This is a genomic window from Kineosporia corallincola (assembly GCF_018499875.1).
GTDB lineage: Bacteria > Actinomycetota > Actinomycetes > Actinomycetales > Kineosporiaceae > Kineosporia > Kineosporia corallincola.
This window is the reverse complement of record NZ_JAHBAY010000001.1, coordinates 749,484-761,267: the sequence shown is the minus strand read 5'-3', so window position 1 is coordinate 761,267 and position 11,784 is coordinate 749,484. Positions and strand designations below refer to the sequence as shown.

The 11,784-nt window shown below is 69.0% G+C and carries 12 protein-coding genes; 2 read left to right on the top strand and 10 right to left on the bottom strand.

The genetic code is table 11. From position 1 onward, the window contains the following. Positions 1-16: 16 nt before the first annotated feature. The 3 genes from KIH74_RS03450 to trpS all read right to left on the bottom strand — a co-directional run bounded on the left by KIH74_RS03450 (position 17) and on the right by trpS (position 2,932). Entirely contained in the window at positions 17-1,207 is a 1,191-nt protein-coding gene (locus KIH74_RS03450) for a YihY/virulence factor BrkB family protein (protein ID WP_214154225.1), read from the bottom strand. Positions 1,208-1,298: 91 nt separating this feature from the next. Beyond that, positions 1,299-1,898 (bottom strand): 2'-5' RNA ligase family protein, encoded by a 600-nt coding sequence (locus tag KIH74_RS03445; protein WP_246570915.1) that lies wholly within the window; start codon positions 1,896-1,898, stop codon positions 1,299-1,301. Positions 1,899-1,903: 5 nt separating this feature from the next. Further along, a complete protein-coding gene (trpS, locus tag KIH74_RS03440) occupies positions 1,904-2,932 on the bottom strand; it encodes a tryptophan--tRNA ligase (RefSeq protein ID WP_372491974.1) in 1,029 nt (342 codons plus the stop codon). Between the two features lie 135 nt (positions 2,933-3,067). Here trpS and KIH74_RS03435 point away from each other — a divergent pair, with 135 nt between their 5' ends. Further along, positions 3,068-3,862 carry an alpha/beta fold hydrolase gene (locus KIH74_RS03435; protein ID WP_214154223.1) on the top strand — a complete coding sequence of 265 codons (795 nt, stop codon included), beginning with the start codon at positions 3,068-3,070 and terminating at the stop codon, positions 3,860-3,862. A 144-nt stretch (positions 3,863-4,006) separates the two neighbouring features. After that, positions 4,007-5,290, top strand: coding sequence for a mannose-6-phosphate isomerase, class I (manA, locus tag KIH74_RS03430; RefSeq protein ID WP_214154222.1), 1,284 nt, complete (start codon positions 4,007-4,009; stop codon positions 5,288-5,290). Here manA and KIH74_RS03425 read toward each other — a convergent pair. From KIH74_RS03425 to KIH74_RS03395, 7 genes are all read right to left on the bottom strand, one after another. Further along, positions 5,287-6,168: a hypothetical protein gene (locus KIH74_RS03425; protein ID WP_214154221.1), complete on the bottom strand. Its 882-nt coding sequence runs from the start codon at positions 6,166-6,168 to the stop codon at positions 5,287-5,289. The genes manA and KIH74_RS03425 overlap by 4 nt on opposite strands. Positions 6,169-6,267: 99 nt before the next feature. Next, positions 6,268-7,122, bottom strand: a complete 855-nt coding sequence (locus KIH74_RS03420; protein WP_214154220.1) for a DUF72 domain-containing protein — start codon at positions 7,120-7,122, stop codon at positions 6,268-6,270. 140 nt (positions 7,123-7,262) lie between these two features. Continuing rightward, positions 7,263-8,150, bottom strand: a complete 888-nt coding sequence (locus tag KIH74_RS03415) for a calcium-binding protein (protein ID WP_214154219.1) — start codon at positions 8,148-8,150, stop codon at positions 7,263-7,265. A 425-nt stretch (positions 8,151-8,575) separates the two neighbouring features. Then, positions 8,576-9,241, bottom strand: a complete 666-nt coding sequence (locus KIH74_RS03410) for a hypothetical protein (RefSeq protein WP_214154218.1) — start codon at positions 9,239-9,241, stop codon at positions 8,576-8,578. A 37-nt stretch (positions 9,242-9,278) separates the two neighbouring features. Beyond that, a complete protein-coding gene (locus KIH74_RS03405; protein WP_214154217.1) occupies positions 9,279-10,043 on the bottom strand; it encodes a helix-turn-helix domain-containing protein in 765 nt (254 codons plus the stop codon). 534 nt (positions 10,044-10,577) lie between these two features. Further along, positions 10,578-10,874: an AbrB/MazE/SpoVT family DNA-binding domain-containing protein gene (locus KIH74_RS03400; protein WP_372491994.1), complete on the bottom strand. Its 297-nt coding sequence runs from the start codon at positions 10,872-10,874 to the stop codon at positions 10,578-10,580. A gap of 93 nt (positions 10,875-10,967) precedes the next feature. Next, positions 10,968-11,783 (bottom strand): exodeoxyribonuclease III, encoded by an 816-nt coding sequence (locus tag KIH74_RS03395; protein WP_214154215.1) that lies wholly within the window; start codon positions 11,781-11,783, stop codon positions 10,968-10,970. Position 11,784: the final 1 nt, after the last annotated feature.

Below are 11,784 nucleotides of genomic sequence, written 5' to 3'. Positions count from 1 at the left end.
ACCCGGTTCAGCGGGCTCAGTCGTCGTCACGCCGGAACACGCTGCCCACCGACCGGACCGCTCCCGCCGCCGTGCGGGCCGCCAGCAGACCCGCGGCCCCGAGCACCGCACCGGCCGCGATCGACACCCGGTCCGCGGCGCGGGGGCTGACCACCGGGCTGTACGGCGCCGGGGGCACCGGGACGGCGGTGCGCACACCGGCCGCGGCCGGGTTGGCCGAGGCGGCGGGGCGGCTCGCCGAGGCCAGGCCGGCCAGGCTGGTGCGCACGGTGATGGTGGACTCGGGCAGCGCCGCGACGTCGGCCAGGTGACCGCGATCGACCGCCACGGTGGCTCCCCAGGCGGCCGCCACCAGCGTCAGCCGGCACACCAGGTTGAGCCAGACCAGCAGGATCAGCGCCACTCCCGCGGTGGCCAGGAACTTGTTCTCCGAGGCCCCGTTCAGCAGCACCCCGGACAGCAGCTTCAGGATGCCCAGGCCGATCCCGCCGAACAGAGCGGCGTCCCACAGGTCGTGGCTGGGCAACAGCACCCCGGACAGCAGCCGGAACAGCAGCATGAAGATCAGGATGTCGACGCCGAGCACCAGCAATGTGCCGGCGCAGCCCAGCACCACCCGGCCGATCGTCGAGCCCTCGTCGATACCGATCCAGCCGAGTAGCACGCCGGTGGAGGCGCTGACGAAGATGCCGGCCACCGCCGACACCAGCATCAGCAGGCCGATGCTGACCAGCACCCCGAGGTCGCGGCCCTTGGTGAAGACGAAATTGCCCTCCAGAGTGGGCTGCCCGAACATCGCGCGCATGCCCTCGCGCATCGCGTCGAGCCAGCCCAGGCCGGTGAACAGGAACCCGACCAGACCGATGATGCCGGCGATGGTGAGCTCGCTGGAGCCGGTCAGGGTGTCCATCGAGACGATGCCGCCACTGCCGCCGACCGGGCTGATCACGGTGGTGCCCACGCCGTCGTTCACCGCGTCGATCACGCTGTTCTGCATGCTCGTGTCGTCGCCCACGACCATGCCGAACACGGTGAAGCCGACGGCCAGCGCGGGAAAGATCGAGAAGAACGCCGCATACGCCATGCCGCCCGCCAGCACGCCGCCGCGGGCCTTGCCGTAGCGCTGCCAGGCGCGCCAGGGCACCGAGTTCTTGGCCCGGTCGAGCAGGCTGGTCGGCGTCTTCGGCGGGGTGCTCGTCTCGCTCACGCGGCTTAGTTTCCAGCAAACCGGTCGTTGCGCGCGGCCGGGGCACCAAGTTGCCGGGTAACGAGTCGGCCGGACGGCCCTTCTGCCCGGTCTAGTCGCTCGTCAGGTCGGCCCGGAACGCGAATCGACGACGCAACTGCCACACCCCGTCACGGCCGTGCTCGTAGAAGTTCAGGCCGGTCAGGCCGACGGTGCTGCGGTAGTCGGCGAGCGCCGCCTCGGCCCGGTCCATCGCCGTGTCGTCCAGGTGGTGCGCCACGGTGATGTGCGGGTGGTAGTCGAACGGCAGCGTGCGTTTCAGCGGGCCGGTGCGCAGCAGGCGCTGGAGGTCGGCACAGTGCTCGGCGCCGTCTTCCAGCTTCACGAACACGACGGGTGTGACCGGACGGAACGAACCGGTGCCGGCCAGGGTGATGCTGAACGGGGCGGTGACCGCGGCGACCGCGCGCAGGTGGTCCTCGATCGCCTGGTCGTCGGCCTGCGGCACCAGGGTGGGCGGCAGCAGCGTGATGTGCGGCGGGATCACCGCGGCCAGCGGGTCACCGAAGTCGGCCCGGCACTGCCGCAGGAAATCGCTGTGCGGCTGCGGAATGTCGATGACCACGCCGATGGTGACGAGGTCGTCGTCCGGCCTCGGCACCACCGGCATGCTCATCGTCGGCGGTGGTGCCCCGCCCCCCGGCTGCGACATCCCGATCACCTCCGGGGAGGCAGGAACCCGACCCGGTCGTAGACCTCGGCGAGCACCCGTGCGGTCGTCTGCTGAGCTCTCGCGGCCCCGTCGGCGAGGATGTCGTCGAGCGTGCCCGGGTCGGCGATCAGCGCGTTGGCCTTCTCGGCGATCGGGGCGGCGAACTCCTCGTACACGGCCGCGACCTCCTTCTTCAGGTCGCCGTAGCCCGCCCCCTGGAACTTCACCTCCAGGTCGGCGATCGGCGTCGTGCCGAGCACCGAGAGGATGGTGAGCAGGTTGGACACGCCGGGCTTGTTCTCCGGGTCGAACACGATGTCGCGACCGGTGTCGGTGACCGCGGAGCGGATCTTCTTGGCCGACACCTTCGGGTCGTCGAGCAGCCACAGGCAGCCGGGGCCGCCGATGCTGCCGCTCATCTTCTTGTCCGGGTTCTGGAGGTCGACGATCTTGGCCGTGGCCTTGACGATGTGCGGCTCGGGCACCCGGAAGGTCTTGCCGAACCGCTTGTTGAACCGCTGGGCCAGGTCGCGGGTGAGTTCCAGGTGCTGGCGCTGGTCCTCACCGACCGGGACCACCGCGGGCCGGTACAGCAGGATGTCGGCGGCCTGGAGGATCGGGTAGGTGAAGAGCCCGACGGTGGCACCCTCGGTGCCGTCTTTGTGCGACTTGTCTTTGAACTGGGTCATCCGGCCGGCCTCGCCGAACCCGGTCAGGCACTCCAGAACCCAGGACAGGCGCGGGTGCTCGGGCACGTGGCTCTGGGCGAACAGCACGGACTTCGCCGGGTCGATGCCGGCGGCCAGGTACTGCGCGATGTAGCGGTGCGAACGCGAGCGCAGGGCCTTGGGGTCGTGGCCCATCGTGATCGTGTGCAGGTCGGCGATGAAGAAATACGCCTCGTACTGCTCCTGGAGCTCGACCCAGTTGGCCAGCGCGCCGATGTAGTTGCCCAGGTGCAGGGAATCGGACGTGGGCTGCATTCCGGACAGCAGCCGGGGCCGCGCGGGACCAGTTTCAGGCATGGCCCTCATTCTGGCACCTCCTGGCCACCCGTCCAGCGCCGGGCGTTGCACCGCCGGGCGCACCGGGGCGTCATCATCTACGGTCAGACAGTCATCAGCCGATCACAGGCGACTCACGACACGACCTCAACAGCAGGGGGCGACATGCCGGTCGAGCAGGGCGAGGTGCAGACGGTGCAGCTGATCGACGGGCCCGCGCTGGCGGTGGCCCGCATCGAAGCACCGTTACGCCCGTTCCTCCTGGTGCACGGCGAGTCGTCGGACTCCTCGGTGTGGGCGCAGGTGGCCGAGCGGCTGGTCGCGGCCGGGCACGAGATCGCCGCCGTGGATCTGCGCGGGCACGGCCGGTCGGAGACCCCCGACCCGGCGGCGCACGGTTACGACACCGACACCTGCGCCGACGACCTGGCCACGCTGCTCGACCAACTGGGCTACACCGGTGGCCGGTCGCCGATCGTCGTCGGCCACGGCTGGGGCGCCAACGTCGCGCTCTCGCTGGCCGCCCGGCGGGACGGGCTCGGCGGTGTCTGCTGCGTCGACGGCGGCTGGACCCGGCCGGCCTGGCGCTACCCGTCCTTCGAGCGGTTCTGGGCCGCCCGCGAGCCGGGGGCCGGTGCCACACCGACCGAGGACGACGACCCGCTCCTGGCCCGGCGCCGTTCCATCGCCCGCTCCGTCTTCCTCGGCGAGCCGCGGGCCTGGTACCCGCTGATCAGCGTGCCGGTGGTGCTCTGCCCGGTGGTCCCGCCGGACGGGGTGAGCGACCCGGACGGCGGCGGCACCGCCACCCGCACCGGTATCGCCGAGGCCCTGACCGGCCTGCCCAGGGCCCGGGTGAGCTGGTACTACGGCGACGGCACCCGGGTGCTCGCGACCGAGCCCGGCCGGATCGCCGACGACCTGCTGACGCTGGCGGCCGATGCCGAGCCGGAGGTCTGAGCCCACTGCGCGCGCGGCACCGGGCCCACACCGGCCCGGTCGCGATCCCGGCAGGTCACAGGCCGATATCGCTACAGCTGTCAGGCACCCGGACGGTGGTCGTCCGGCGCAGAACCGGGCATCCGTCCAGGTAGGCTGACCGGTATGACGGCCTGGACCGCTGATCCCTCGGCGAACGAGCATGCCCTGACCGCGGTTCCGGCGGTGACCGCGATGCGGAACTCCATCCGCGACTACGACTGGGGCTCCACCTCGGCGCTGGCACTGCTCCAGAGCCGCACCCCGAGCGGTGGCCCGGAGGCCGAGCTGTGGATGGGCACGCACCCGTCCGCGCCCTCCGTGCTGGTGCTGCCCGACGGTCGTGAGCTGCCGTTGCCCGAGGCCATCGACCGGTTCGGCGAGCAGGTGCTGGGCCGCGACGTGCTGGCCCGCTTCGGCCCCCGTCTGCCCTACCTGTTCAAGATCCTGGCCATCGCCCGGCCGCTGTCGGTGCAGGTGCACCCCACCATGCAGCGTGCCCGCGAGAAGTACACGCCGGGGCCGGACTCCACCTACGTCGACCCGTTCCACAAGCCGGAGATGCTCTACGCGCTGGAGCCGATCGAGGCGCTGTTCGGGTTCCGGCCCCCCGCCCAGGTCGCGATGCTGCTGAGCCGTCTGCGGGCGCCGCGTCTGGAACGCCTCATCGACGTCCTCAAGACTCCCGCCGAAGAGGCGAACGTGACCGGGGCCACCGCCGGCGCCGAGGCCGCCCGCCTGCACGCGGGCCTCGAACTGCTGGTGACCTGGCCGGTGGAGGACCGGGCGGCCCTGGTGGCCGAGATCGCCGCGGGCAGCAGCCGGCTCACCGCCGAGGGCAGTCCCGACTACCCCGAGGTGTTCGGCTGGCTGGACCGGCTCATCGGCCTGCACCCGGCCGACCCGATGGTGCTGGCGCCGCTGCTGCTCGACCTGGTGCGCATGGCCCCCGGGCAGACGGTCTTCGTCGACGCCGGGGTGCCGCACGCCTACCTCAGCGGTCTCGGCGTCGAGATCATGGCCGGCTCGGACAACGTGCTGCGCTGCGGTCTGACCAGCAAGGAGATCAACGTCCCCGAGTTGCTCGACGTGATCGACAGCCACCCGCTGGCCTCCGGCGACGCGGGCTTCGCGCAGCTCACCGACACCGAGGTGGCCTGGCGCCCGCCGGTTCAGGACTTCCAGCTCAGCCGGGTCGAGGTGGCGTCGTCCAGCACGCTGCCCACCGACGGCACGATCAGCGGCCCGCAGATCGTGCTGTGCACGCGGGGCGCGGTCACGGTGAGCGCCGGGGGCGCCTCGGTGGCACTGGAGAGCGGCCAGTCGGCGTTCGTCACTGCCACCGCCGGCCCGATCACCCTGACCGGTGACGGCGAGGTGTTCCGGGCGGCACCGGGCCTGCCCCGCTAGTCCTCGCCGCCGTCGCCGATCCGCACGGTCACCGGGATCGACGAGCGGTCCAGGTAACGCACCCCGGTGCGGGCGCAGAACAGGATCCGCCACGGCGTGTCGTCCTCGCCGGTGGTCGGTATGCCGGCCTCCCGCTCAAGCAGTTCCAGGTGCCAGTTCACGTAGTAGCGCGAGCCCTCGCCGGCGTACACCGGCGTGTCGGCGCAGCGGCAGCGCAGGTCGCGTTCGGTGCGGCGGCGGCGCCAGGTCTGCATGCGGCGGGTCAGTGACTCGCCGAGCGACCGGCGCTGCCAGCGCACGGCGTCGAGCTCCTGGGCCACGTGGTCCAGGCCGTGCAGCTTGAGCAGGTCGATGGTGCGGCGGGTCGGTTCCTCCCCCACACCGCTCCAGCCGGCGTCGTCGAGCAGCCAGTGCGCCTCGGCCGGGTCGCCGTGCGCGGCCCGCCCGGCCGCCTGCACCGCCAGCACCGCGGGCCCGACCGGCCCGGACACCTGGTTGGCGGCCCGGGCCGCGGCCTTCAGGTCGTGCGGCGCGGCGGTCACGGCGAAGGCGGCCCAGTCGTTGCTGACCGGGACCATCCGCTCCAGCACCTGCTGGGTGCTGGCCAGTCCCTCGGCGTGCCCGGAGACCAGGGCGATGCAGCCGCGCACCAGGTCGACCTCGCCGTCCCGGGCCCGGCCGGACATGATCAGCCGGCCCAGGTACTTGGCGGCGGTCTGCGGGTCGCCGGCCAGCAGGCCGGCCCGGATGCCGGGCTCGGCGTCGTCCGCCTCATCGATGCTCAGCAGGCTCTGCGCCTCGGTGTGGAGACCGACCCCGACGAGGTGTTCGGCCGCCTCGTGCCGGGCCTGCGGGGGCAGGCTGGGTCGCTCGCTCACGTCCCCATTGATCGGTCGCGACGCACCACACCTGAGCACGCTGGGTGAAATCGCTCGTTCGGCGGTGGCCCGAGCGGGGTATCCGGCCGGGCCGGATCGTCAGAACAGGGTTTCGGGTTCGACCGGCTCCGGCTCGGGCAGCGGTTCCAGCGCGGGCACCCGGGCCCGCACCTCGTCGTGGAAGCGGCGGGCCAGGGCGGGCGCGTCGTGGTTGCCGGGGGTGTGCAGGAAGAAGGTGGGTGAACGCCCTTCCTGGAGCCAGCCCGCGACCACGCCCACCCAGTGCTGCCAGCCGGCGACGGTCTTCGTCTCGTCGTCCCTACCCAGATACCGCACGATCGGCCGGGCGGTGAGAGCCGTGGAACGACGCGGCAACCGGGGCTTGCGTTCCCAGGCCTCGCGCTCGGCGTCACTGGTCGGCGCGCCACCCGCGAAGAAGGCCGTGGTGTCGAACGGAACCCACTCGGTTCCGGTTGCGGCGCAGACTTTTTCCAGGTTATTCAGTTCCGTTGGATCGGTGAAGAAGAGCGGATGGCGCACCTCGACCGAGTACCGGTGCTCCCTCGGCAGCCGGCGGAGCACCTGGTCGAGGGCGGCGACGTCGCCGGGCGCGAAGCTGCCGGGCAGCTGGATCCACAGCGACTCCAGGCGCGGCCCGAGGGGCTCGATCACCCGCAGGAAGTTCCTGAGGTCGTCATCAATTCCACGGAAACGCTTTTCGTGGGTGATGGCGCGGGGCAGCTTGACCACGAACCGGAAGTCGCCGGGGGTCTGCCCGGCCCACGACCCGACCGTCTCCCGGGCCGGCGTGGCATAGAACGTGGTGTTGCCCTCGACCGCGTTGCACCAGCTCGAGTAGAAGCGCAGTTTGTCTTGCGATCCGGTGTTTTTGGGGACGACGCTGCCGGTCCAGGACCGGTGCGTCCACATCGCGCATCCGACGTGCAGGCGCATCGCCGTTCCCGCCCTTCCCGTTGCCTCCATGGTGCTTCAGGACGCTACGGAACATCGGGGGGAACAACAAATGGTGGACGACGCAACTGCGGCAGTACCGTTCCGCCCCGGGCGACCGCCGGGGCGGAACGGTCGTGCCGTCAGTCCACGATGGTGTTCGTGCCGGTGCCACCGGAGATGGTGTCGGTGCCCGGCCCACCGGAGATGTAGTCGTCTCCGCTGTTGCCGTAAATCACGTCGTCACCACTGTTTCCGTAGATGGTGTCGTTGTGCCGGCCGCCGAACAGCTGGTCGTTGCCCTTGCCGCCGGCGATGTAGTCGTCGCCGTCGTTGCCGTAGATGACGTCGTCGCCCTCGTCACCGTACAGCTGGTCGTCACCCGAGCCGCCGTTGATCTCGTCGTTGCCGAAGCTGCCGTACGCCGTGGCGGCGCCACCGACGAGGTTGATCACGTCGTCGCCGAGGCCCGCGGAGACGAAGCCGCCGGTGCCGATCGTGAAGGTGTCCTTGCCGCCCTCGGCGTAGACATAGGCGTCGGGAGCCGCCGGATCGCCTGTGGCGTAGGTGTTGTCGCCGTCGCCCAGACCGATGCCGGTGATGTCGAACGTGGTGCGGTTGGTGAAGGTGAGCGAGTCGTCGCCGTCACCGAGGTACAGGTTGCCGTTCGGGTCGTTGGCCACCCGGTCGTCGCCGAACAGGTTCTCCAGCTCGCAGGCCACCCTGGTGTGGTCCGCGCTGTCGGGATAGACGCAGAAGTCGCCGATCTCGATGTCCACCACGTCGTCGATCGTGTAGGTGAACGTGGACTCGTCGGCCGACAGCTCCAGCGTCAGGTCGATCTGGTTCGCGATCTCGGACCCGCCGTCGAAGTAGAGCTGGTAGTGGTGCGCCGGGCTGCCGAGAACGCTCGCCTCCGGCGCGCGGACGACCGCCTGCGCGGAGCCGGCGAACAACAGCGGGGTGAGCCCGACGGCCACCACGGAAGCGGTTCCCATCAGTGCGGTCAGGCGGTTTCGGCGCAGGGCCATGTAAGTCCCCTCCAGGCTTGCGATGTTACGGAAGTGACTTCAACATGCCAGATTCGCCCGTTTCGCGCGGGCAAACCCCCAAATTGACGACGAATTCCCCCACCGGGATCCGGATTCGCGGGGCCGCGCTACGAGGCGGTGTAGACGACCACGCGAAGGTCCCCGGACCGGCCGCTCGGGTGTCGTGCTGCTCCCCACACCTCGTCGCCGACCTCGACGGCGTCCGTCATCTCCGGTGGCATCCTGAAGATCATCTCCCCGTTCCGGCGCACCTGCTCCGGCCCCGGAAGCAGGAGGACGCCGCGTCGAGATCGTGACCGTTCAGGACGTTGATCAGGCACTCACCCATGGATTACTCATGCGGACAACGGTATTCGCGCGGTGGCGAGACTTAGTGGGCCAGGATGTAACAGGCGGGCGCCGGCTCAGCCGGACACGCGTTCAAGCCTGATCAGCGTGCCGACCGCATCCTCGATGCCGGCCATGACCTGGGCGTCGGCCCGCACCGCGGCGATCATGCCTTTCAAGCGCTGACGGTCCTTCTTCGTCAGTTCGACCCCGCGGAAGTCTCGCGCGGCAATCAGCGATGCAAGCGTGACGAAGTCGCTTCGGTGACGGCCCTTCGCCGGGTCTCCGACCGCGCTGTGAGCCGCTGCCTTCATGATCAAGGCGCCCACCAGCGTCGGACGGCGCACAAAACCTTCGCGACCTGCGACCGATACCGCAACCGAGTCGCTGCGATCAAGTGCCTGAGTGCCGCCTGGAGTTGGGATGGTTGGGCTGGCCGTCACTCCGGTCCGCAACGCCGCCTTCTCCCCCACCCCGTCCGGCAACAACACGTCGATCGTGGCCTCGCCACGAACCCATCGATGCTGAATTCCCTCAGCGGAGATTCCTGCGCCGCTGAACCCGAGCCCCACCAGCACTCTCGTGAAGATCTGGAGCATGTTGGGACGAGCTCTGACATCGATCACCGTGTCGACATCGTTCGTAGGCCGTGTCGGCGCGTGTCCCGCCTCAGCACAGTGCAGATGGACCATCTGTCCACCCACGAGAGTCCAGCCGTCGTCCAGCTTCTCGTGCAGATCCATGACTCCACGCCAGGAGGCAGCTTGAGCGCTGGACATTTCAGGTAGGACGATCATGCGACTCCCCCGATGGATCATTTTCTATCCGCGAATTTGCGAGTTCCGACAGCAGTTCGGCTGCCCTGGCCTCTTCGCGGGGACGCCGGTACTCAACAAGATCAGCCGCCAGCAGGAGCAGGCTGCGGCCTTCGCCCGCCGCCGAGACATGCCGACCGATGTGGAGGACAACATTGGCCCTGGACTCGGCCACCTCTTCGACAAGCAGATAGTCGTGCACCAGCGCCTCGACCTGGCCGCCCTCGACATACCCCTCGACAAGATCACCGGATGCAATACCGCTGTGCGGGTCACTGAGGCCCGACAGAGCGATGCGGCGATCTTCGCGCAAATCGGGCAGATCGCGCACAGAGGCCCGCCAAAGTCGCCGCTGCGCACGGTTTCGAAGCAGCAACCTCAGATCCCTGGCCGATTCGCGTAGCTCAACCTCCGTCAGCACCACTTGCCCAGTGAACCGCGAAAGAAGTTCCGCCAATCGCTTTTCGGCTCGACCTCGTTCCACGGCTGTCGCCCCGGAGAGCGCCTCGGCATCACTCGACCCAGCCGCGATGAGGTACCAGGCCGAGCGCTCAGACAGCGGACGCCCGGGCCGATGACGCTCGGCGACCAACGCAAGCGAGGATTCGTCAATCGCCCATTGCGAACCGATCCGCCGGGCAGACAGGGAACCGTCTGCGATGCGCTGATGAACCCGCGCCGAGCCAACGCCCAAACGCCGCGCAGCCTCGGCGACGCCGATCCAAGCCATGAACACAACCCTATACGAACGCCTAGTATTGTGTAACCACGATGAGTAACCTTCGGAGGTGTGTCCCCCACCTGAGCTCCAGTTCCACGACGACCGGCGAGTGGTCGCTCCAGCGCTCGGCAATGGTGAGGGCCAGACCCACCTCAACAGCTGTAGCGAGGGGCGCCAGGTCAGGGCCTGCGATGGCGTCATCGATGCGCCAACCCGCCGCGCCGTCCAAGGGTGTCGTTAGACAACCTCTTTGGCCAATCGCCCGAGGCCCTCGACAGCGTCACTCGGTTCAGTGCGAGTACACCTCAACTGTGGACAAAGATGCTTCATCAGAAGGGCGACATTCGACCGAATCACGACGTGCTGGCACCGGCCGCCACTCGAAGCGAGTCGGGCCACACGTCGGCCCGGCGTGCCGCTTGCGCCAATGCCCGGCCGTCACAGGCGGGGGCGATTTTGTCCAGGACGATCTTCCGAAAAGCGTCCTTGCGCTCGGGCTTCAGCTTCTTGTGTCAGACCTGAAGCTGTCGAAAGTTCGGAGCTTCACGAGTCGAGATCGGCCAGGAACGCATCAGCACTGTCATGATCAGTGAACCGGCCCGCCCGGAGATCAGCCGTGGCCTCGCGCTCACGCTGCTGCCACTCCTCTTCCCAGAGCCAAGCCTGGGTCGCAGGTACGGCTGTCTGCGGGCGCACCTCCAGGACACCGTCCGGGCGCTCCGTGATCTCTATCTGGGCGCCGGGCTTGTCCAGTCCGTACCGCCGCCGAAGATCGCTGGGCAGAGCGAACAGGCCTCGCGACTGGAGGGCGATGAATCCATGAAAAAGAGCGTCCGTCATGTCCACCTCTCCCACCCTGGTCAGCCCTCTCCAGAACCAGGCTAGTTCGCCAGCTGCGAAGCAGTAAGGCTGCAATGCAGCAGCGCAGCCATGTCAGAAGCCGAGCTGCTCCAGATCCACTACTACCGGAGAATGATCGCTCCACCGCTCTGCGTACGAGGGTGCGAGGTCCACCTCGGCCGAGGTCGCCAGATCAGCGAGATCAGGGCTCGCGACGGCAAGATCAATCCTCCATCCCGCCCCGGTGTCCCAGGCCTTCCCACGCCAGGAGAACCAGGTGTAAGGCCCAGGCCCCTCCCCCGCCATCTTCCGATGGACGTCGACAAACCCGTCCTCGTCGAACAACGAATCCATCCAGGCCCGCTCAGCCGGCAAGAACCCGGACTTCTTCAGATTGCCCTTCCAGTTCTTCAGATCCACCTCACGGTGGCAGATGTTGAAGTCCCCGCACACCAGCAGATGCCGGCCATCAGCAGCAAGCTTGTTCATCCGCTCCCGGATCTCGTTCAGGAACCGGTACTTCTCGTCCTGCTTCGGCGTCTCGGCCTCACCGGTGTGGATGTAGACCGACACCACCGTCAGCAACGCGGGCTCCCCCTCGGCAGAAGGGGTCAGAGCGAAGTCGGCCTCAACCCAGCGCCCCGCACCGAGGAACGACCCCAGGCCGGACCGCACGGCCACCGGCTCAGTCCGGGACAGCACGGCAACGCCGGCCCGCCCCTTGGCCGACGAAGCCTCCTCATGCACCCCGAACCAGCCCTCACCCATGATCTTCATGAGCGTCGCGTCGTCCGCGCGCACCTCCTGAAGACACAGGATGTCCGGCTGCCGTGAGGCCAGCCAGGCAGGCATCCCCCGCCGCTCAGCCGCCCGGATACCGTTGACGTTGGCCGTTGCAACCCTCAGCACG